Source organism: Bradyrhizobium sp. Tv2a-2, from assembly GCF_000472425.1.
In the GTDB taxonomy this organism is placed as follows: domain Bacteria; phylum Pseudomonadota; class Alphaproteobacteria; order Rhizobiales; family Xanthobacteraceae; genus Bradyrhizobium.
The window spans coordinates 19,022-40,550 of sequence record NZ_AXAI01000035.1; the positions used below are offsets into that span (position 1 = coordinate 19,022).

Annotated in this window: 19 protein-coding genes and 2 pseudogenes; 10 read left to right on the forward strand and 11 right to left on the reverse strand. The window is 64.3% G+C overall.

All coding sequences use genetic code 11. The annotated features are described in order from the left end of the window. The first annotated feature begins 128 nt into the window (after nt 1-128). Nucleotides 129-1,349, forward strand: a complete 1,221-nt coding sequence (locus A3AI_RS0138035) for a hypothetical protein (RefSeq protein WP_024520525.1) — start codon at nt 129-131, stop codon at nt 1,347-1,349. Between the two features lie 36 nt (nt 1,350-1,385). Next, complete coding sequence (locus A3AI_RS0138040; RefSeq protein ID WP_024520526.1) at nt 1,386-2,030, forward strand: Vgb family protein; 645 nt, start codon at nt 1,386-1,388, stop codon at nt 2,028-2,030. 39 nt (nt 2,031-2,069) lie between these two features. Here A3AI_RS0138040 and A3AI_RS0138045 read toward each other — a convergent pair whose 3' ends face one another. Continuing rightward, nucleotides 2,070-3,893, reverse strand: a complete 1,824-nt coding sequence (locus tag A3AI_RS0138045; RefSeq protein ID WP_024520527.1) for a chloride channel protein — start codon at nt 3,891-3,893, stop codon at nt 2,070-2,072. 101 nt (nt 3,894-3,994) lie between these two features. Here A3AI_RS0138045 and A3AI_RS0138050 point away from each other — a divergent pair, with 101 nt between their 5' ends. Continuing rightward, complete coding sequence (locus A3AI_RS0138050; RefSeq protein ID WP_024520528.1) at nt 3,995-4,447, forward strand: MarR family transcriptional regulator; 453 nt, start codon at nt 3,995-3,997, stop codon at nt 4,445-4,447. A gap of 1 nt (nt 4,448) precedes the next feature. Here the strand turns inward: A3AI_RS0138050 and A3AI_RS0138055 are convergent, their stop codons facing one another. After that, nucleotides 4,449-4,796 carry a Lin0512 family protein gene (locus A3AI_RS0138055; RefSeq protein ID WP_024520529.1) on the reverse strand — a complete coding sequence of 116 codons (348 nt, stop codon included), beginning with the start codon at nt 4,794-4,796 and terminating at the stop codon, nt 4,449-4,451. An 85-nt stretch (nt 4,797-4,881) separates the two neighbouring features. After that, nucleotides 4,882-6,102, reverse strand: coding sequence for an MFS transporter (locus tag A3AI_RS0138060; RefSeq protein WP_024520530.1), 1,221 nt, complete (start codon nt 6,100-6,102; stop codon nt 4,882-4,884). 275 nt (nt 6,103-6,377) lie between these two features. On the opposite strand from A3AI_RS0138060, the gene A3AI_RS0138065 reads away from it, so the two are divergent. Beyond that, nucleotides 6,378-6,878, forward strand: a complete 501-nt coding sequence (locus tag A3AI_RS0138065) for a peptide deformylase (protein ID WP_024520531.1) — start codon at nt 6,378-6,380, stop codon at nt 6,876-6,878. Between the two features lie 175 nt (nt 6,879-7,053). After that, nucleotides 7,054-8,043, forward strand: a complete 990-nt coding sequence (locus A3AI_RS0138070; RefSeq protein ID WP_024520532.1) for an LLM class flavin-dependent oxidoreductase — start codon at nt 7,054-7,056, stop codon at nt 8,041-8,043. Nucleotides 8,044-8,239: 196 nt separating this feature from the next. On the opposite strand, the gene A3AI_RS0138075 is transcribed toward A3AI_RS0138070, so the two are convergent. Continuing rightward, nucleotides 8,240-9,331 (reverse strand): LysR family transcriptional regulator, encoded by a 1,092-nt coding sequence (locus tag A3AI_RS0138075; protein WP_245287045.1) that lies wholly within the window; start codon nt 9,329-9,331, stop codon nt 8,240-8,242. A gap of 47 nt (nt 9,332-9,378) precedes the next feature. Between A3AI_RS0138075 and A3AI_RS49650 the strand changes: the two are divergent. Next, a pseudogene (locus A3AI_RS49650) lies at nt 9,379-9,504 on the forward strand (oxidoreductase); the annotation flags it as partial. 225 nt (nt 9,505-9,729) lie between these two features. Beyond that, nucleotides 9,730-10,629, forward strand: a complete 900-nt coding sequence (locus tag A3AI_RS0138090; protein ID WP_024520535.1) for an MBL fold metallo-hydrolase — start codon at nt 9,730-9,732, stop codon at nt 10,627-10,629. A 441-nt stretch (nt 10,630-11,070) separates the two neighbouring features. Here A3AI_RS0138090 and A3AI_RS0138095 read toward each other — a convergent pair whose 3' ends face one another. Then, nucleotides 11,071-11,967 (reverse strand): LysR family transcriptional regulator, encoded by an 897-nt coding sequence (locus A3AI_RS0138095; RefSeq protein WP_024520536.1) that lies wholly within the window; start codon nt 11,965-11,967, stop codon nt 11,071-11,073. A gap of 294 nt (nt 11,968-12,261) precedes the next feature. On the opposite strand from A3AI_RS0138095, the gene A3AI_RS0138100 reads away from it, so the two are divergent. Together A3AI_RS0138100 and A3AI_RS0138105 are read left to right on the forward strand one after the other, a co-directional pair. Beyond that, the gene (locus A3AI_RS0138100) at nt 12,262-12,996 is read left to right on the forward strand and encodes an SDR family NAD(P)-dependent oxidoreductase (RefSeq protein ID WP_024520537.1); all 735 of its coding nucleotides are present in this window, start codon (nt 12,262-12,264) and stop codon (nt 12,994-12,996) included. 209 nt (nt 12,997-13,205) lie between these two features. Further along, the gene (locus tag A3AI_RS0138105; protein ID WP_024520538.1) at nt 13,206-13,805 is read left to right on the forward strand and encodes an NADPH-dependent F420 reductase; all 600 of its coding nucleotides are present in this window, start codon (nt 13,206-13,208) and stop codon (nt 13,803-13,805) included. Nucleotides 13,806-13,956: 151 nt separating this feature from the next. Here the strand turns inward: A3AI_RS0138105 and guaA are convergent, their stop codons facing one another. The 3 genes and pseudogenes from guaA to A3AI_RS44395 all read right to left on the reverse strand — a co-directional run bounded on the left by guaA (nt 13,957) and on the right by A3AI_RS44395 (nt 17,407). Then, nucleotides 13,957-15,555 (reverse strand): glutamine-hydrolyzing GMP synthase, encoded by a 1,599-nt coding sequence (gene guaA / locus A3AI_RS0138110; RefSeq protein WP_024520539.1) that lies wholly within the window; start codon nt 15,553-15,555, stop codon nt 13,957-13,959. A gap of 94 nt (nt 15,556-15,649) precedes the next feature. Further along, nucleotides 15,650-16,951: an RsmB/NOP family class I SAM-dependent RNA methyltransferase gene (locus A3AI_RS0138115; protein ID WP_024520540.1), complete on the reverse strand. Its 1,302-nt coding sequence runs from the start codon at nt 16,949-16,951 to the stop codon at nt 15,650-15,652. A 35-nt stretch (nt 16,952-16,986) separates the two neighbouring features. After that, a pseudogene (locus A3AI_RS44395) lies at nt 16,987-17,407 on the reverse strand (MAPEG family protein). A 128-nt stretch (nt 17,408-17,535) separates the two neighbouring features. Between A3AI_RS44395 and A3AI_RS0138125 the strand changes: the two are divergent. Next, nucleotides 17,536-18,369: a metallophosphoesterase family protein gene (locus A3AI_RS0138125; protein ID WP_024520541.1), complete on the forward strand. Its 834-nt coding sequence runs from the start codon at nt 17,536-17,538 to the stop codon at nt 18,367-18,369. Nucleotides 18,370-18,455: 86 nt separating this feature from the next. Here A3AI_RS0138125 and A3AI_RS0138130 read toward each other — a convergent pair whose 3' ends face one another. From A3AI_RS0138130 to guaB, 3 genes are all read right to left on the reverse strand, one after another. Next, nucleotides 18,456-18,740, reverse strand: coding sequence for a hypothetical protein (locus A3AI_RS0138130; protein WP_024520542.1), 285 nt, complete (start codon nt 18,738-18,740; stop codon nt 18,456-18,458). A gap of 94 nt (nt 18,741-18,834) precedes the next feature. Next, a complete protein-coding gene (gene curA, locus A3AI_RS0138135; protein ID WP_036051274.1) occupies nt 18,835-19,857 on the reverse strand; it encodes an NADPH-dependent curcumin/dihydrocurcumin reductase in 1,023 nt (340 codons plus the stop codon). Nucleotides 19,858-20,005: 148 nt separating this feature from the next. Beyond that, nucleotides 20,006-21,502: an IMP dehydrogenase gene (gene guaB, locus A3AI_RS0138140; RefSeq protein ID WP_024520544.1), complete on the reverse strand. Its 1,497-nt coding sequence runs from the start codon at nt 21,500-21,502 to the stop codon at nt 20,006-20,008. Nucleotides 21,503-21,529: the final 27 nt, after the last annotated feature.

Genomic DNA, 21,529 nt, shown 5'->3' on the forward strand with positions numbered 1-21,529 from the left:
CGTTGGGGAAAGGATTGTCCAATCGACCATGGCGGTGGCCTTGTTGTTCCGGCGTACTGGCTTGTCAGTATGAGATAGACTAGTACCGGGTCAGGGATGGTGAGAGTGACAAGTTTGGCGGGATTCAAATGGACTCGCTGATCACGGCAGCCGGGCTCGCGCTCGCACAAGGTGATCCTCTCGGCGCACTGAAGCGCGTTGCCTTGCGCAACGATGCGCCGGCGCTGGCGCTGCGTGGCATCGCGATGGCCCGGCTCGGCGACCTCGTTCGCGCCAAGGCGCTTCTGCGGGGAGCGGCCCGCGCTTTCGGTCCGAAGGAGGCCGTGGCCCGCGCCAGATGTGTGGTTGCGGAAGCCGAGATCGCGCTGGTCTCGCGCGATCTTACGTGGCCCGCCAAGGCGCTCGACGCGGCGCGCGCCACGCTTGAAGAGCATGGCGACCGCCTGAACGCGGCCTATGCGCAAAACCTCGACATCCGCCGGCTGCTTCTGATCGGTCGCCTCGACGAGGCCGAACGCAAACTTGGAGATCTCGATCCCTCGCCCTTCCCGCCGGCGTCGCGCACCGTTCACGAGCTGGTCGTTGCCGGCATCGCGATGCGGCGGCTGCAAACCAAATTGGCGCGTGCCGCACTGACCCGGGCCGCGCGCGCCGCGCATCTGGCGGGGATTCCGGCGCTGCATGCGGAGGTCGACAGCGCCGCACTTGTTCTCAACACGCCCGCCGCGCGCCTGATCACCCGTGACGAGACGCGGCCGCTGCTGCTTGAAGACGTCGAGGCACTGCTGGCCTCGAAAGCGCTGGTCATCGACGCCTGCCGTTATGTCGTGTGCGAAAGCAAGACGCAGGTCTCGTTTGCAACGCGCCCTGTCCTGTTTGCGCTCGCCCGCGCGCTCGGCGAGGCGTGGCCCGGCGACGTCTCGCGGAGCACGCTGGTGGCGCGGGCGTTCCGCGCCAAACATGCCGATGAATCGCATCGCGCGCGGCTGCGCGTTGAGATGGGCCGGCTGCGCCGCATGCTGCGGCCCTTTGCCGATATCAGCGCCACCAAGGACGGTTTTGCACTGGTGCCCCGCCACGCACACGAGGTTGTCGTGCTGGCCCGGCCGGTCGAGGAGGAGCACGCAGCCGTGCTCGCCTTTCTCGCCGACGGCGAATCCTGGTCGAGCTCGGCGCTGGCGGTCGCGCTCGGCGCCAGCCAACGCACGGTGCAGCGCGCACTCGACGACTTGGCGGGTGCCGGCAAGATCCAGTCGTTCGGACGCGGCCGCGCCCGACGCTGGATGACGCCGCCGCTACCCGGATTCGCGACGACCTTGTTACTCCCTGCTGCGCTCCCGGGTGGCTAGGATCGCGGCGAGCCAACAAGCGATTGGAAAGAGCATATGAAGCGAGCAGCGGCCGAGATCATCGGGGAATATGGCCCATTTCCAGGCGTCGAGCGCATCAACGGCGTCACCTATGACGGCGAGAGCGTCTGGTTTGCCTCCGGCGACAAGCTCAATGCGCTCGATCCCGGGCGCGGCAACGTGCAGCGCGCGATCGACGTCGCAGCCCACGCCGGCACCGCCTTCGACGGCCAGCATCTGTACCAGATTGCCGAAAACCGCATCCAGAAGGTCGATCCCAAGACCGGAGAAGTGCTCGCAACCATCCCGGCGCCCGGCGGCGGCGGAGACTCCGGAATGGCCTGGGCCGAAGGCTCGCTCTGGGTCGGCGTCTATCGCGAGCGCAAGATCCACCAGGTCGATCCGCAGACCGGCAAGATCCTTCGCACCATCGAGTCAAAAGGCTTCGTCACCGGCGTCACCTGGGTCGACGGTGAGCTCTGGCACGCCACATGGGAAGGCGACGAAAGCGACCTGCGCCGCATCGACCCGAAGACCGGCGAGGCGCTGGAGCGCCTGGACATGCCGCCCGGCATCGGCATATCGGGACTGGAGTCCGACGGCGCCGACCAGTTCTTCTGCGGCGGCGGCACCAGCGGCAAGGTCCGCGCGGTCAGACGGCCGAAGCGGGCTGGCAAATGACCTCCGCGTGAGGCGGATCAGCGAGCGACCACGAGACGCTCAATCCGCTGCGCTGACGACCTCGGCGCCGGCCGGCCCCTCCGCTTCGGCCGCAAGCGTCTTGCCGAAATAGCTCCGTCTCGTCTCTTCGGCGGCGCGGGCAGTGCGGCGGATCCGCAACAGGTCCTTGCGCGAGACGAGGCCAACGAGGCGCATGGTGCTGCGCTCGACGATCGGCACGCGGCCGACGTCTTCCGCCGCCATCCGATCCGCCAGCCGCGCCACCGTCTCGTCAGCGTGACCAATGATGGGCGAGTCGTCGGAGTGGCGATCGAACAGCGTCTCCGCGTGGACGTCGGGCTCGGTCCGCCAGCGCAGGATATCGGCCCGGGTGACCATGCCGATGACGCGGCCGTCCCGGCTCTGGATCGGATAGGATTTGTGGCGGTGCTCGTCGGCCGAGAAAAACGCGATCGCCTGGTCGACGGTCATGTCGGCCGACAGCGCGTCGACCTCCCGCACCATCACATCGGAGACGCGCAGGAGTTCGAACGGGTCGATACTGTATTCGCGCACGACATGCTGTCCGCGTCGCGCAATCTTCTCGGTCAGGATCGAGCGCTTGAGCAGTAACACCGTGACCGCATAGGCTGCGCCAGTCGCAGCGAGCAGCGGTCCGAGCAGCGCGAGATTGCCGGTCAGTTCGACCGCAAACAGGATGCCGGTCAGCGGCGAGCGCATCGTGCCGCCCATCATGGCCGCCATGCCGATCAACGCCCAGGCGCTGGGATCGCCCGGCAGGAACTGGCCCTCGAGCCAGCCGAGGCAGCCGCCGAAGATCAACAGCGGCGCCAGCACTCCGCCCGACGTGCCCGAGGCCAGCGCGATGATCCAGATGATCGACTTCACAACCAGGATCATCCCGACCTGTCCCGCCGTGATGTGGCCACCGAGCAGATCGCCGATCACATCATAGCCGACGCTTAGCGCGCGCGGCTCGACGAGGCCGCCGAGTCCGACCGCAAGGCCGCCGATGGCCGGCCACCACATCCAGTGGATCGGCAGTGCCCCGAACAGGTCTTCGGCCTTGTAGAGGAGTCCTGTCAGCAGACCCGATTGCAGCCCTGCGACAATGCCGACCCCGACTGCCGCAAGAAGCCGCCACCAGGACGGATCAAGCGCACCGGCAAAGGAAAACAACGGCCCCGATCCGATCGCAAGCGGCCGCAGCGCAGCGGCCAGCGCGCAGGCCGTGATGACGGGAATCATGCTGCGCGGCTTCCATTCGAACAGCAGAAGTTCGACCGCGAGCAGCACGGCCGCGATCGGCGTGCCGAAGATCGCGGTCATGCCGGCCGCAGCACCCGCCACCAGCAGCGTCTTGCGCTCGGCGGCGCTAAGGCTGAAACATTGCGCAAACAGCGAGCCGATCGCGCCGCCCGTCATGATGATCGGGCCTTCGGCGCCGAACGGCCCGCCGGTGCCGATCGATATGGCGGAGGACAACGGCTTGAGCAGCGCGACCTTGGGCGACATCCGGCTCTCGCCGATCAGGATGGCCTCGATCGCCTCGGGAATGCCGTGGCCCCGGATCTTCTCGGAGCCGAATCGCGCCATCAGCCCGATGATCAGGCCGCCCAGCGCGGGCGCCGCCACCATCCACCAATTGGCCTTGGCGCCTGCAAGCGACACCGTGTGCGCGTCGATGGTCTGGAACCAGACCAGGTTGGTGACGAGCGCAATCGCCCGCAACAACACCCACGCCGCCGCGACACCGCCGGTCCCGACAAAGACGGCCATGGCAACGAGAACGAGGACGCGACGATCGGTGGTAAAGTCGCCGAGCCGCGACGGCGCGGCGCTGGCGGATTGCGAACGATGCAAGACAGCTTCTCCCGGGCTCCCGCCCGTGAAGCGAGGCCTGTACTGTTCCGATTATATCGCACTGCGAATAACTCGTATTACGAACTAATTCAACGGATATCATGAACGAAAGTCGAAAGCGCCGCCGCCTCCTCACCGAAGCACTGGACCAGCAGGATTACGCGACGCTGGCCGCGTTCCGACGGTCGTTGCGGGTATTTCTGGCGTTTAGCGAGGACGCAGCCCGCAAAGCCGGCCTTCCGCCGCAGCAGCATCAGGCGATCCTCGCGATTCGTGGCCTCGCGCCTGAGACCGGCATGACGGTCAATGATCTCGCCGAACAACTTCTTTTGAAGCCGCAGACCGCGGTCGAACTCGCCGACCGCCTGGAGGATGCGGGCCTCGTGCGACGCGAGCGCGACGATGTCGACCGCCGCAGGGTCTTCCTCAGCCTCACCGCGAAGGCCAACAGGCTGCTGGAAAAGCTCTCGGCCGAGCATCTGGCCCAGATCCGCCGCGACGCGCCTGAGCTCATCGCGCTGCTGCGGGACGTGGCGCGGGAGGATGGCGGCTAGTCTAGGCCGCGCCGTTGTCGAGACTTACGATGACAGCCGCGTTGGCAATGATGATGGAATCCCCGCCACTTTCGGCCGGAATTTCCAGCCCGCCTTTCACCGCGCTCACGGTCACCGTGCCGTAGGGCAGTTCCTTCGCGACCGCCGCGGTATCGACGCCGCTCGGGTCCGGCACGCCGATGGTGACATCGACGAACATGTCGTTCGCGGTCTTGCCAAGCATGCGGAAGAAGCCGAGGCTCGAATGTCTGATCGCATCCGACAGCGCCCGCTTCGCCGCCTTGGTGGCGTCCTTGCCGTGAACGTCGACGCCCATGCCCATCTCGGTGATACAGCGCACGCGTGCCATTGGATTTCCTGACTTAACTGGCGACGGAAGGCGTCGATGCTGCCACAGCGATGCCAGTTTGGCGGCAGGATGGAGAGCATACCTCCTATGCCGGCGCAGCTGCGGGCTCAGCCTCGACCTTGGCAAATGGCTTGAAGGTCAGCGCGATCAGGAAGGCGCCAAGTCCGACGGCCCAGGAGCCGATATAAAGCCAGGCGTAGCTGGCAAACGTGTCGTAGATCAGACCGCCGGCGACCGGTCCCGACGCCATGCCGAGGCTGCCAGCCATCGCCAAACCGCCGATCACGGTCCCCATCATCCGCAACGGAAAATTCTCGCGCGCGAGCGCTGAATAGAGCGGCATGGTGCCGGCATAGACAAAGCCGAACAGCGCCGCCACGGCGTAGAACGCGGCAAGCTCACGGGCGAAGACATAAGCCAATGCGCCGAACGCCTGTACGAGCAGGCCCGCCACCAGCGTGCGCTTGGCGCCGAAGCGGTCACCCAACAGGCCAAACGCGATGCGTCCGCCCATCCCCGCCAGGCCTTCCACGCTGTAGATCGTCACCGCCGCGATCATCGGAATTCCACAACTGATGGCATAGCTCACGGTGTGGATGATCGGGCCGGAATGCGTCGCGCAGCAGAAGAAATTGGTCGCGAGCAGAATCGCGAATTGCGGCGAGCGCAGCGCCTGCGCCAGCGACATCTCCTTTTGCGGCGGCGCTCCATCGGAGGGCGCGGCAAGCGCTGCCTCAAGCGCCGGCGCGCGGCGAACCAAGAGCGAGACGGGAATCATGATCGCGGCGACCACGACGGCGAGAATCTGCATCGAGGTCCGCCAGTCATGGTGCGAGACGAGCCAGGCGACGAGCGGCGACATGGTCATTGGCGCCATCCCCATGCCGGCCGAGACCAGCGATACGGCGAGGCTGCGATGGGTATCGAACCAGCCGGTGACGGTCGCCATCATCGGTGCAAAGATCGCGGCGGTGGCGCTGCCGACCATGGCGCCGAAGATGAACTGAAACGCGACCAGCGACGTCGCCCGGCTGGCAAGCGCGAGGCTCAGTGCGATGACGATTGAGCCGGTCAATACCACCGGCAGCGGCCCGAGCCGGTCGGACAAGGTTCCCCAGACCATGCTGGTCATTGCCATCGCGAGAAAACCGATGGTCATCGCGCTGGACACGCCCGTCACCGACCAGCCGGTGTCCCGCGCGATAGGCTGGAGCAGAACCGGCAGCGAAAACATTCCGCCAATGGCAACGCAGCCCAACAGCCCGCCGGCCGCAACGATCACCCAGCGATAGCGAGAAGTGGTCATTCCTGGTCTCCTGTGCAGCTTTGCTGGGTGGAAGACGAACGAGATGGGCCGGAACCGACAGGCGGATACGAACGCTGACAACTTTTCTTGATGACGTCACTATAATGGGCTCACCGGGCCGGCTGTGGGCCTTTCGCCGCGGCGTCGAGGCCGGTTGGGTCCGCGCACTGATGACAGCCCCTATTTGACAGCATCTCGCTAACATCGATGCTGTGCGGCACTCCAAATAGCGTTTATTTCAGCGCCGAAGCTCACCTGCAGTTTCCCTGGAGATCATGACCATCCGCCCCATTGTCCGCTACCCCGACCCGCGGCTCGCGATCCCGGCACGGCCTGTGACCGAATTCGACGACGCGTTGCGCGAGCTTGCAAGGGATTTGCTTGAGACGATGCATGCGGCCCCCGGAATCGGGATCACGGCGCCGCATATTGGTGTCTTCTTGCGGGTCGTCGTGCTCGACCTCGGCTCCAGCGAAGGCGCGCGCACTTACGTCAATCCAGAGATCGCGTGGGCATCATCCGAGATGATCGTGCACCGGGAAGGCAGCATCTCGATGCCTGGTGTCAACGACGAGGTCCAGCGTCATGCGCGCGTCCGGATCAGCTATCACGATGTCGACGGCAACATGCATATGGAGGAGTCGGACGGCCTGCGCGCCGTTTGCCACCAGCATGAGATCGACCAGCTCGACGGCCTGTTCTGGATCAACCGATTGTCCCGCCTCAAGCGCGAGCGATTGATCAAGCGATTCGCGAAGATGGCCGCGAGATCGTAGGCCGGGTTGGCGAAAGCGTGACTCGCAGGCGATTACGAAGTGTCAACCGCATTGACCCGACGGAGATAGTCTCCATATAGGGGGAAAGTGGAGAGCGTATCCACTTTCCGACGGTTGCGTGGCTGGCTTACTCCAATCACCCCGAACTGCTGTGGGCTTCTTCCGGGAGTAGACCATGACGCCTCTGTCCATCCTCGACCTCGTCCGCGTGACCGAGGAAACGGACGCGCGTGGCGCGCTCGACAACGCCCGCGATCTCGCTGCTCATGCCGAGCGCTGGGGTTACAACCGTATCTGGGTCGCCGAGCATCACAACATGCCGGGGATTGCCAGCGCCGCGACGTCGGTGGTTCTTGCCCATATCGCAGGCGGGACAAGCAGGATTCGGGTCGGCGCCGGCGGCATCATGCTGCCCAACCACGCGCCCTATGTCATCGCTGAGCAGTTCGGGACGCTGGCACGGTTGTTTCCGGGCCGCGTCGATCTTGGCCTCGGACGCGCACCGGGCACCGACCAGCTTACGCTGCGCGCCTTGCGCCGCTCGCCCGAAGCGGCCGAGAACTTCCCTCAGGACGTTCTGGAGGTGCAGGCGTTCCTGGCGCCGGCCGGTCCAAACCAGCGCATCCAAGCCGTGCCGGCGGCGGGAACGGACGTGCCGCTCTGGATTCTCGGATCAAGCCATTTCGGCGCGATGCTGGCCGCCGAACTCGGGCTTCCTTATGCCTTCGCGTCGCACTTCGCGCCGGACGAACTCATTCCGGCGCTACAGATCTATCGCAACCGATTCAAGCCCTCCGAACAGCTCGACCGGCCCTATGCCATGGTCGGCGTCAACATCATTGCGGCCTCTGGCGACGCCGAGGCACGTCGGCTGGCCACAACGCAGCAGATGTCGTTTGCGAATATCTTTCGCGGCGCGCGCGGCCTGAGCCGACCGCCGATCGCCGACATCGAAACCTATTGGTCACCAGCGGAAAAGGCCCAGGCGATGCGCATGCTCGCGCGCTCCATCATCGGTTCTCCCGACACGGTTCGCGCGGGAATGGAGGCGCTGGTGAAGGAAACCGGCGCCGACGAGCTGATCGTCGTGTCCGACGTCTACGATCATCCCACGCGGCTGCGCTCGTTCGAACTGATCGCCGAGGCCGCGGGGATTCGGCCGTAGTCGTTATGATCGACTGCGATGACGGTTGCTTTCGACCGACAGAGAGGCGTCGCCCCGCAAATTTTATGGCTCGTGGCTGCTCTCGACCCACTTCCGGTCATCCCGGTTATCGCGGCGCGAACATCAGCTCCTGACAATACCTGCCGTCCGCACGCCGCGAACCAAACCATCGGTAACCGCGCCCAATTTCGGCCGTTCAATCCGGTAGTCGTGTTGGCCCACAGTGGCCATTTGAGTCGGCCGGTGACGCGAGGCTTGCTCGCAACGCTTCGATCAACACTTTGACGCGGCTTGGCATGAGGCGGCGTGTTGGGAACACCGCCCAGATGCCCAGTTCGTGGGGAATTGCGTCTTCAAGCTCGATCCGCTTGAGATCGCCGCGCTCCAACTGCTCGCGCACATCCCAATAGGTCATCATCGCGATCCCGACCCCCGCCAGGCAGGCCGCGCGAACGCTATCGACCGTGTTGGTCGAGAACGGCCCCTCAATGCGAACGCGATCGATCTCCTCGCCGCGGCGGAAAGGCCAGCTGTTCATGGCATGAAGCTTTATGCAGGGGTGACCGACGAGGTCAGCCGTGGTGGCCGGCTGCCCGAGGCGGGCGATATAGGAAGGGGCTGCACATACCACATAGGGATTATCGGCCAGCTTTGTCGCGATCATGTCCGATGGCTTCAAGGGGGCCACGCGTATTGCAATATCGAGCCCTGTCGATGCGAGATCGATGACGCCGTCGCTCAGCGTCAGGTCGACATGCAGTGATGGATTGTCAGCGATCAACTCGGAAATGAGTGGGACAACAACCGCGTGACCGATCACATTGGGCGCCGTAATCTTGAGAGTACCCGAGAGGCCGATCCTGCGCGGCGATACCGACTCCAGTGCAGCGTCGCGGGTTTCAATTAGCGCGGCAGCGTGAGGGACAAAGGCCTCACCTTCGGTCGTCAGCGACAGCGACCGTGTCGTGCGGTGAAACAACCGCGCGCCAATTTGCCCCTCTAGCGCTGCCAGTCTGCGGCTGACCAGCATAGGCGTAGTGCCTAGGTGTCTTGCTGCCGCTGACAAGCTGCCGAGCGCAGCGATCGTCCTGAACAATTCAACATCCGCGAGGTTCATATTATAACAATACGTGATAAATTGCTTACCCGCTAGGCCGACTACAGTACGGCTGCCGCCTCCCTTAATTGTCTGTTCGACACTGATCTCAAGCCCCGAACAGGCGAAAGAGCTTGGCCGATGATGATAGACGACAACTGCCTTTTCGCGTCTAGCGTTATAAATGGCCATAGACCCATGCGTGGAAGCCCGTAGTGACCGGCATCAAGGCCCATGGCGCGTTGGCCGTCACCATCGCGGGTTTCGATGGCGTCGAGATCCACGGGGCCAATGGTTATCTGCTCGATCAGTTTCTAACCGACTACACCAATGGCCGAACGGATCATTGGGGCGGCGGCACCGAGTACGAAGTCTGGAAGCCGGCGTCCGGTGAGAGCGGGGCCTCGCCGATTAGCCTCGCGAAGCGCTATGCGCCCAAGGCGACCATTCATGGACGCCCGGCCCCACCGCACGCCCGGCGGGACTAGCCGGTTATCATGCCGACAAGTGTCCATCCTGAATTCGCGGGATCGGAGCGGTCGCGCGTTGCCTCGCCCGATGTCGGGCTCATTGAGTGAAGGAGAAACATCATGTCGTCACCTTGGGATGCTGCAACAGTCAATCTTGTTTCGAAGGAGCTCTCGCCGGGCGTGTTCGCGGTGCTTCCGGATGATGTGAACGAAAAGGACCATGTCGCCACCACCGCCGGTTTCATCATCGGTGAACGCGCCGTGCTCGTCATTGAATCGATGGTTAACGGTGATCTCGCCTCACAGCTCATCGGGCTCGTGCGCAGGGAAACGTCGAAGCCCATCCGCTTCCTCGTCAACACCAGCTATCATGGTGACCATGCTTATGGGAACTTCGTGTTCCCAGACACCGCGGTCGTCATCCAGCACCCGGCGACCAAGCGTTACATGGACGAGAACTTCGAGGACGACCGGAAGTTCATGCTTGACCTGATGGGCGAGGGCAAGGGCATCGAGCGTGTCCAGTCACGCAGCGCCGACATCATCGTTCCCGACATGATCACGGTCGACCTCGGCGGTCGCCTTGTCGAGGTCCGCCACTTCGGCTTCGCACAGACGCCAGGTGATCTTGTGATTTGGTCGCCGGATGCCAAGGTGCTGTGGGTAGGCAACATGATCCAGGCGCCGTCGCCGGCGCTCCCGTGGCTCCTCGAGGGCCGTCACAGGGACACGATCACGACTCTTGCGGCGGTGAAGGCCTTCCTGCCCGAAGACGCCACCATCATCCCCGGGCATGGCAAGCCGATGCGCCCGGCCGACATCGAATTTCCGCTCGCCTACCTGCGAGAACTCGACGCGGCCGTCGAAAAGGCGGTCGCCGAAGGGCAGTCGATCGAGGACACGCTCAAGACGGTCGAGATGTCGCGCTTCGGCGAGTACAGCCTGTTCGATTGGGCGCACAACACGGTCAACGTGCCCGCCGCCTATAGCAATCTGAAGAAGGACGCCGAACGCGCGTGATGGTTGTCCAGGCCGCGGCCGCTCCTGGTGGCCGCGGTCTTCCTCAGAGGTGAGAAGGTACGCGAACGCACCCGCGCATTGTGAGCGATTCCAGATCTATCGACACGGTATCCCGGACTATCCGAAACTACGCTCCCCTCACTCCCACTCGATCATTTCGAACGACGTTTCGTCGTTGATTTCAAGCACAAATCTTCAAATCTGACGGACAAATGCCGACGGTATGCCCGCCGCAATTTTTTGGTCGTGAATTCACAGAAAAAATTGCTCCTCAGGAAGAACTGGCAATTCCGCTACCTATCGGAGTCTATCGACTGCATCGCGCGCCGCTTGCCCGCACCGCCGACATAGCCGAAGACTACCGTCAGCAGCACGAGTGGAGCGATCGCGGCTCGGCTTCCGACCGGATTGCGGCAAGCGTCGCCGGCGACCGGCCGCGCGTCAGTCGCGCGATATGGACAGCCCCGCGAGAAGCGGAGCGTACGCGGCGAGCCTGCGGGATACGAACTCAGTGAAGAGCCGCACGCGCTTCGTCTTGCGTGTCTCCCCCTTTGTGAGAAGCCACAGCGTTCCGTACATGTGCAGGCCGGTGCCCGGCACCCTCACCAGTAGGGGGTCGGCATCTGCGACGAAGCACGGCAGTGTCGTGATCCCGAGCCCTTGCCGTACAGCAACGATCTGCGCCTCGGCGTCCGTGGTCCTGAATGCAACGCCCGCGGTGCGAACCTCACCTTCGCTGGCCCAATCCGGAATTCCATGAATGCTTATGACGATCCACCGGATGGGATCAGGCGCGCCTGCACGCCACGCGGCCAGTCGATCGCGGGACATGTACACGCCGCCGAACAGCTCCGGTCCCTTCAGGCCGTGAAGATTGAGCGGCAGGGTTTTGCGGTCGTAGACGACGCGGATCGCGACGTCGGCCTCTCGGTTGGTCAGATTTGCCAGATCGCCGGACGACAAGATTTCCATCTCGATGTCCGGATGCAGACGCGCGAAATCGGCGAAGTCCGGCATGAGCAGGTGTGTCGCGAGGGGCGGTGCCAGCGTCACCCGCAGAAGCCCGCGCACGCTCTGGTCGCGCCCGAAGACGCGCGTCTCCAGCAGGTGCGACGACGCTTCCATCTGGTCCGCGAACTCGAGGACCTCCTCGCCGGCAGCGGTCAGGCGGTAGCCCGAAGGCAGCTTTTCGAACATGTGCACCCCGAGGCGTTCGTCCAGCTGGGCGATGCGACGCAGTACGGTCGAGTGGTTCACACCGAGGCGCTCGGCGGCAGCCCGCACCGAGCCTCCGCGCGCGACGGCGAGAAAATAGCGAACGTCATCCCAGTCGATCATGGTGCAATACCGCACCGCCGGAGTGCGCCTTCCAAAGCCCGTGTCCGACACCATCGAACAGCATCTCGTATGTGGGTAGCACGGGCGGTCATCATAGCCCATGCAGACGAGCGCCGGCCCAATTCCCAACGGCGGACACTGATGGTCGCGGCTGACCTCAGCCGTCCAACCGGATCGATTTCGCACCACCGATGTGCGCGCTTCCGCACTCAACGCCTGACGCCGGCAGACCTACGTCGAGGTTCTCGGGGGGCCTCCCCGAACGACCAAAGGCGGAGCCTGAAAGGAAAAGTCATGGGAAAACTTGAGGGTAAGGTTGCAGTCATCACGGGCGGATCGAGCGGCATGGCGCTGGCGAGCGCCAAGCGGTTCGTTGAAGAAGGCGCCTATGTTTTCGTCACGGGCCGGAGGCAGGAGGCGCTCAACGAGGCCGTCAGGCTGATTGGCCGGAATGTGACCGGCGTGCGCGGCGACGCGGCCAATCTCGACGACCTCGACCGTCTGTTCGACACAGTCAAACGGGAAAAGGGTAAGATCGACGTCCTGTACGCGAGCGCCGGCACGGGCGAAGCAGTCCCACTGGGCGAGATTACCCAGCAGCACTTCGATGCGGCCTTCGGCCTGAATACGCGCGGCACGCTGTTTACGGTTCAGAAGGCGTTGCCGCTTTTCAACGATGGCGGATCGATCTTCATGACCGGGTCAGTTGCTTCGGCGAAAGGTTTTCCTGGCTACGGCGTGTATTCGGCGAGCAAGGCGGCGTTGCGCTCATTCGCACGCACTTGGCTCAACGAACTGAAGGGCAGGCATATCCGGGTGAACGTGCTGAGCCCGGGGCCGATCGCCACACCGATGCAGGACCAAGTTCTCACCGAGGAGGCGAAGCGGATGTTTGAATCCCTGATCCCGCGGGGAAAGATGGGTCGTCCTGAGGAAATTGCGGCGGCCGCGGTGTTTCTTGCTTCTGACGACTCGAGCTTCGTGAATGGGGTGGAGCTGTCTGTCGACGGCGGCTTCTCGGCCATCTGAAATCGCGCCTGATCGCGGCTGACCGTCCGGCCGCGCGGAAGTCGTTCACGGCAGGACGTCTACGCGTCAATTCAGGAATTCGAACCGATGACGCGCATCGCTTGGGGTGGCGGTCCGAAGATCTCGCGAAGGTCACCATGCAGCGAAACGGATAACCCAGCGCCGTTGAAGGCCGGGGAATCGATATCAACACGGATCGGAGAAGTATCATGAGCTATGCGATTGTAGGATTCGGTGCGGTAGGCCGGGCCCTCGCCCACGCCTTCGCCCGTAAGAACATCAAGGTGGCCGTCGCGAGCCGCCGGCCGCCCGAGGCGTTGGCGCCGCAGGCTCGGGCGATTGGACCCACGGTCGTCGCCAAGTCGCTGCGGGATGCACTCGAGGCCGACACAATCATCTTGGCGGTCCCGTTCGGGGAGCATCGCGAGGTTGCGAAGGCCCTGCCGAGTTGGAAAGGCAAGACGGTCATCGACGCGATGAACGCGTTGGTTCCCCTTGAGGAGTTGGACGGTCTCCCGTCCTCCGCCTTCGTCGCGAAGGCGTTCACCGGCGCCAAGTTCGTGAAAGGCTTCAATCACCTGATTGCGGCCACCCTGGCTGCCGATCCGATCGTCGAGGGCGGCCACCGGGTCGTCTTTCTGTCGAGCGACGACGAGGACGCGACCGCTCCCGTGGCGGCCTTGGCCAAACAACTCGGGTTCGCACCCGTCAAGCTGGGAAAGCTCAACGAGGGTGGCGCGCTGGTGCACGCACGCGGCCGCACTTGGGGCCCGCTCATTTTCCAGGATTTGTTCAAGAAGGAGCAGTAATCGAAGGCGTATGGACGCTGTTCAAAGAGCGGGAAAACGCCCAACGGAGCGGCAGATCTGCGGGGCGCTGAGTATCTATCGACTGCTATCGATGGCCTAGGATTCGCCCGAGTGTCCTCTGCTATCCGATACTACTCCATGGTACTCCCCCTCACTCCCACTCAATCGTCCCCGGCGGCTTCGACGTCACGTCGTACACCACGCGGTTGACGCCCTTGACCTCGTTGATGATCCGCGTCGCGACGCGGCCGAGGAATTTCATGTCGAAGGAGTAGAAGTCCGCGGTCATGCCGTCGGTCGAGGTGACTGCGCGCAGGCCTACCACGTAATCATAGGTGCGGCCGTCGCCCATGACGCCGACGGTCTTGACCGGCAACAGCACGGCAAACGCCTGCCAGATCTCATCGTAGAGGCCGGCTTTGCGGATCTCGTCGATATAGACCGCATCGGCCTTGCGCAGGATGTCGAGCTTTTCCCTGGTGATGTCGCCGGGGCAGCGGATTGCAAGGCCCGGGCCCGGGAACGGGTGCCGGCCGACGAAGATGTCGGGCAAGCCAAGCTCGCGACCCAATGCGCGCACTTCGTCCTTGAACAGTTCGCGCAAGGGCTCGACCAGCTTCATGTTCATGCGCGCGGGCAAGCCGCCGACATTGTGGTGGGACTTGATGGTCACCGACGGCCCGCCGGTGAAGGACACGCTCTCGATCACGTCGGGATAGAGCGTGCCCTGCGCCAGGAACTCTGCGCCGCCGATCTTCTTTGCCTCGGCCTCGAACACGTCGATGAAGAGGCGGCCGATGGTCTTGCGCTTCGCTTCGGGGTCAGTGACGCCCTTGAGCTCCCCAAGGAATTGCTTCGAGGCATCAACATGCACCAGCGGGATGTTGTAGTGATGCCGGAACAGATCGACCACCGTCTCCGCTTCGTTCAGCCGGAGCAGGCCGTGGTCGACGAACACGCAAGTGAGCTGGTCGCCGATCGCCTCGTGGATCAGGACGGCGGCCACGGCAGAATCGACACCACCCGAAAGGCCGCAGATCACCCTGCCTCGACCTACCTGCTTGCGGATCTTCTCGATCGCCTCCTCGCGGAAGGCGCGCATGGTCCAGTCGCCGGTGAGGCCTGCGACCTTGCGCACGAAATTGCGGATCAGCTTGGCGCCATCCGGCGTATGCATCACCTCGGGGTGGAACTGCATGGCGTAGAATTTTCGCGCATCGTCGGCGATCACCGAAATCGGCGAGCCCGGCGCGCTTGCCACGGCGCGAAAACCGTCGGGCAGCTTTGTGACGCGGTCGCCATGGCTCATCCAGACTTGGTAATGGCCGCCCTTCTGCCAGACGCCGTCGAACAGCGTGCAGTTGTCGGTGACCTCCAGCGTGGCGCGGCCAAACTCGCGGTGATGGCCGGCCTCGACCAGACCACCGAGCTGCTGGGCCATCGTCTGCTCGCCATAGCAGATACCGAGCACCGGCACGCCGGCGGTGAGGATCGATATCGGGGCAGATGGTGCGCCATCGTCCAGCACGGAGGCCGGACCGCCCGAGAGGATCACCGCCTTCGGCTGCATTTCCTTGAAGGCTTCTTCGGCCTTCTGGAACGGCACGATCTCGGAATAGACGCCGTCTTCACGGACGCGGCGGGCGATCAGCTGGGTGACCTGGCTGCCGAAATCGACGATCAGAATCTTCTCATGCGCCGAGGCCGGAAGCGGCGTCGACGCGGGGCGGGCTTGGGTGGTGGCTGTCATGGACAGGAATTACGCGACGAGGGCCGCTCCCGCAACCCTTCGGCCCGCGATTGGCACGCCGTCCACGTGTTTTGATCGGGTCAGTCCCCCGCAGTCAGCCCTTGCGGCGCAGGATCGAGACGAAGAAGCCGTCCGTTCCGGTGCGGCGGGGGGTCATCAGCCAGCCCTCGGGGGTCCGCAGGGCGGCTCCCGCGAAATCCTCAGCCTTGTCCCAGAGCACCGTGACCGTCTCCGCCGGCGCGGCCAGCGTGAATTCGGCATGCCGGTCCAGGAAGCTGCGGATCTGCTCGCCGTTCTCGGCCGGGAGCACCGAGCATGTGACATAGGCGATGCGCCCGCCCGGCTTGACCAGGCCAGCCGCCCGATCAAGCACTTCGGCCTGATCCTTCAAGCGGATTTCAAGCGCGCCGGGCCGCATCCGCCATTTGGCGTCCGGGTTACGCCGCCAGGTTCCGGTTCCCGTGCACGGCGCGTCGATCAGGACAAGGTCCGCGGAGGCCTTGATATCGACGAGCGGATCGGCCTCGCCTTTGGGCGCGCGTACCTCCGCATTGTGGACACCGGCGCGCGACAGACGCTCATGGATCGGTGCAAGCTGGCGCTTGTCGCGGTCGGTCGCAATCAATCGGCCCTTGCCCTGCATCATGGCGGCGAGTGCCAGCGTCTTGCCGCCGGCGCCGGCGCAGAGGTCGATCACCTGCTCGCCCGGTTTTGCTGCCGAAAACAACGCTGCTATCTGCGAGCCCTCATCCTGCACTTCAACAAGGCCCTTGACGAAGGCCTCCTCCGCCTGGACCCCCGGATTCCTGGCGCCGGCCGATAACTCGATCCTCAGGCCCAGCGGCGAGAACGGCGTGGGTCTCGCGCCCAGATGCGCCAGCGCGGCCTGCACCTTGTCGGGCTTGGCCTTCAGCGTGTTGACGCGAAGATCGAGCGGCGCCCGGCTCGCCATCGCGGTGGCCTCCGCGACCCGATCGGCACCAAAGGCCTGCTCGAGATAGGGGTCGAGCCATTCCGGATAGTCGCCGGCGACCGGCGGCGGCGCACCTTCCAATGTGCGCTCGCTCAGGGCCTTGCGCTCAGCCTCGCTGAGAGGAGCCGGCGCGTAGCGGCCGCCATCGCACAGGGCTGCGACGTTCTCGACATCGAGCCCGCGCTCGAGCCTCAGCATGCCGAGCGCACGGCCGCGGGCGCTGTCGTCGTCCATCAGATAGGCGCTGGAGGCACGCCGGCGCAGCACGTCCCAGACCAGACCCGCGATCGCAGCGCGGTCGCCGGAGCCGGCGAAGCGATGGGCGATTCCCCACTCCTTCAGCGCCTGGGCGGCTGGAATGCGCGCAGTTTCAATGGTCTCGATCACATCGATCGCCGCGGACAGCCGGGCAGCGGGGGTCATCTCGATCTTTCAGGTTTGGAAGCGGTGGCAACCGCTTAGATCAACAACAGCATCTTGAGGGCGAAATAGAGCCACATCACGAGCAACACAAGCGCGCTGGCGATCCAGGCCATGGACCGGCGGCCCAGATCGTTGGAGGTCACGAACACCCCGGCGTGGACCAGCCGGGTGACGACGAACACCCACGACATCAGCACGATGAACAGATCGGCATGGCGCAGCGGCAATGCCAGCGCGATCAGGACATAGAGCAGCACCGGCAGCTCGAACTGGTTGCGGTAGCAATTGCCGATCTGCGTGGCACGGACAGGCCAGTTCGGCTGGCCCAGTGCGATATCGCGAATCCTGGTCTCCGCTGACCAACGTCTGCCGGCGCAGGCTGACCATACCGATCAACAGCGCGAAGGTGAGGCCGATCTGCACGAATAGCGGCAGCAGAACCATTTGAATTGACATTAGAATCCACTCCCACGGCAGCGCGCCTGCCTCAATAGCCGATCGCCGGCCTGCCTGACAACAAACACCGGGGCGCGTCATGATTCCGATGCCCGGCGGTATTATGCTGGCGCGGGGGGATTTGACCCATGAACGAATTTCGACTGACGCAGATTTCCGATACCCATCTCGCGCGCCGCCTGACCAAGCTCACCTCCAATTTCGAGAGGGTTGCCGACCACATCGAGGCGACGCGGCCCGACCTCGTGATCAACTCCGGCGACCTCGCGTTCGACGCGCCAAGCCACGCCGATAACCTGGAATTTGCGCGCGCACTACACGATACGCTGCCCGTCCCCTGCCGCTATTTGCCTGGCAATCACGATATCGGCGACAACCCGACCGAGGTTGGCGCCGCCCCCGAGTGCCCTGTCAACGAGCGAGATCGGCAGGCCTATATCGCAGCGTTCGGCGACGACCGCTGGCGCTTTGAGGCGGCAGGCTGGTGCTTTGTCGGGTTGAACTCGCTGGTGATGAATTCCGGTCTGGTCGCCGAAGCCGAGCAGTTCGACTGGCTGGCGTCCGAGCTTGCCATGAGCGGTGGCAGGCCGGTTGCGCTGTTCCTGCACAAGCCGATCTTCCTCAACACACCGGAGGATCCCGAACTCGAGGCCACCGCCATCCGCTACGTCCCCTTCCCGGCCCGGCGCCGGCTGACAGAGATGCTGCGCACCGCCAATGTGCGCCTGGTGGCGAGCGGCCATGTCCATCAACGACGGGATTTCACCTGGCACGGCATCAGACATATCTGGGCGCCGTCGGCGGGCTTCATCATCTCGGACAAGCGGCAGGAGCGGATCGGTATCAAGGAGGTCGGGCTGGTCGAGTACCGATTCCAGCCCGACGCCTTCGAGGTCCGTCACATGCGCGCGCCCGGCCAGATCGATATCGACCTCGACGAGTTGCTCAAGGCGCGGGACTAGGGTTCTCGTCCGAGCCAGAGCTTCGGTCCTGATTGAATCGAAGCTCTGGATTCTTGTTTTGGCGCGTTTTCTTCACGCGAAACGCTCTAATAGGGTTCACCCCAGTAGGTCGGACCGACCGGACCGCCATAGCCATAATAGCCGTACGCCGGCACCGGTATCTCATACATTGCGCGCGGCGCGGGATGGCGGAAGTAGAATCCCGGTCCCGGCGACGCACGCACGCCATAGCCGCCGGTCAGGTAGTGCGAGTCGGGATAGTTGAAGCCGACCGCGCCCGGCTCCTGGGTGGCCTCCCAGCCCGCCATGGCCGGCGTTGCAAACGCCGCGGTGGCGACAACCGCTGCGGCGGCGAGTTTCAATCTGGTCATTGGCTCCTCCTTTCGTGAGAAGCCAACGGCCAGCCCGACCCCAGGTTTCAGTGCGCTGTTCAACGCGACGTGAATTCTGCCGGGTTCCGAAGCCTCACGCCTTCTCCGGTCCGACGCGCACCAGCTGCTTGCCGAAGTTGGCACCCTTGAGCAGACCAATCAGCGCTTGCGGCGCACTCTCGACCCCCTCGGTGATGAACTCCTTGTACTTCACCCGGCCGTCGCGCACCCATCCCGACATGTCGCGCAGGAAATCCGCGTGCATCGCGGCGAAGTCGGACACGATGAAGCCGCGGATGGTCAGCCGCTTGGTCAGCACCGTGCGCATCATGCTCGCTGCCCATTTCGGTTGATGGGCCTCGGTGTCGTTGTAGTGCGCGATCAGGCCGCACACCGGAATCCGGGCGAACGCGTTGAGCAGCGGGAATACCGCCTCGAATACCGCGCCGCCGACATTCTCGAAATAGACGTCGATACCCTTGGGACAGGCGTCCTTCAGCCTGGCGGCGAGATTGGGATCGCGGTGATCCAGGCATTCGTCGAAGCCGAGCTCGCGCTTCACGTAGTCGCATTTGTCCTTGCCGCCGGCAATGCCGAGTGCGCGGGCACCCTTGATCCTAGCGATCTGGCCGACGGCCGAGCCGACCGCGCCCGAGGCCGCGGCGACCACCACTGTCTCGCCGGTCTTTGGCTTGCCGATCTCGAGCAGGCCCGTATACGCCGTCATGCCGGGCATGCCGAGCACACCGACGGCGGTCGAGATCGGCGCGAGCTTGGGGTCGATCTTGGCGAGCCCCTTGCCGTCGGACAGCGCGTGCGTCTGCCAGCCCGCGCGCGACAGCACTATGTCGCCCTTGGCGAAGCCTGGATTGTTGGAGGCGATCACCTCGCTCACCGTGCCGCCTTCCATGACGCCGCCAACCGGCACCGGCTGGGCGTAGGAGGCCGCATCGCTCATGCGCCCGCGCATATAGGGATCGAGCGACAGCCAGATGGTGCGAAGCAGGACTTCGCCCTGTCCCGGCGTCGGCACGTCGTAGGTCTCGGCGCGGAAGTCAGACGGCTTCGGCTCACCGACAGGACGCGATGCCAAAACGATGCGTTGGCCCTGGGCCATGATGGTTTCCTCCCTGATTATCTGAATTTGGCACCGTCATTCCGGGGCGGTGTGAAAGTACCGAACTATGGTGCGCAATTGCGCACCTGAGAATCTCGAGATTCCGGGTTCGCATCTTCGACGCGCCCCGGGACGATTGCGCCCTACCTTACACCCCGCCCGGATAGTTCGGGCTTTCGCGCGTGATCGCGACGTCGTGCACATGGCTCTCGCGAAGGCCCGCGCCGGTAATGCGCACGAACTGTGCCTTCTTGTGAAACTCCTCGATGTTCTTCGCCCCGACATAGCCCATCGCCGCGCGCAAACCGCCGGCGAGCTGGTGCATGACATTGCCGACCGGGCCCTTGTAGGGCACCTGGCCCTCGACACCTTCAGGCACGAGCTTGAGCGTGTCCTTGATGTCCTGCTGGAAGTAGCGGTCGGCCGAGCCGCGCGCCATCGCACTGACCGAGCCCATGCCGCGATAGGCCTTGTAGGAGCGGCCCTGCCACAGGAACACCTCGCCCGGCGTCTCGTCGGTGCCGGCGAGTAGCGAGCCGACCATGGCAATATCGGCGCCGGCGGCGAGCGCTTTCGCAAGGTCGCCTGAATATTTGATGCCGCCATCGGCGATCACGGTGACATTGGCCTTCTTCGCCGCCTCCACCGCGTCCATGATCGCGGTGAGCTGCGGCACACCGACGCCGGCGACGATGCGCGTTGTGCAGATCGAGCCCGGCCCGATGCCGACCTTGATCGCGTCGGCACCCGCATCGATCAGCGCCTGCGCGCCCTCTTCGGTCGCGATATTGCCGGCGATCACCTGTACCGAATTGGAGAGCCGTTTGATGCGATTGACCGCCTGCAGCACTCGCGAGGAATGGCCGTGCGCGGTATCGACCACGATCAGGTCGACGCCGGCATCGATCAGCCGCTCGGTGCGCTCGAAACCGCCCTCGCCGACCGTGGTCGCGGCCGCGACCCGCAGACGCCCCTGCGCATCCTTCGCGGCCAGCGGATGGGCGACCGCCTTTTCGATGTCCTTCACGGTGATCAGGCCGACGCAGCGATATTGCTCGTCGACGACCAGCAGCTTCTCGATGCGGTGCTTGTGCAGCATCCGCTTCGCCTCGTCCTGGCCGACGCCCTCGCGTACGGTGACGAGGTTTTCATGCGTCATCAACTCGGAGACTTTTTGCCTGTGATCGGTGGCGAAGCGCACGTCGCGGTTGGTGAGGATGCCGACCAGCTTGCCGGGCTTGTTGTTGCCACCGCCGGTCACTACGGGGATGCCGGAAATGCCGTGATTGCTCATCAGGGCGAGCGCGTCCGCAAGCGTCGCATCGGGGGCTATGGTCAGCGGATTGACCACCATGCCGGATTCGAACTTCTTCACCTGCCGCACCTGAGCGGCCTGGCCTTCGATGTCGAAATTGCGGTGGATGACGCCGAGCCCACCCGCCTGCGCCATGGCGATCGCCATCCGCGCCTCGGTCACGGTGTCCATGGCCGAGGCAATGATCGGGATGTTCAGGGGGATGGCGCGGGTGACGTGGGAGCGGATGTCCACCTCGCCGGGCAGCACGTCCGAAAGGCCGGGTTTCAGGAGCACATCGTCGAATGTGTAGGCTTCGCGGATGCCCTGAAGCGCCTGCACCATTGCCATTGCCAACTCCTTTTCTCGGCCGTCCGG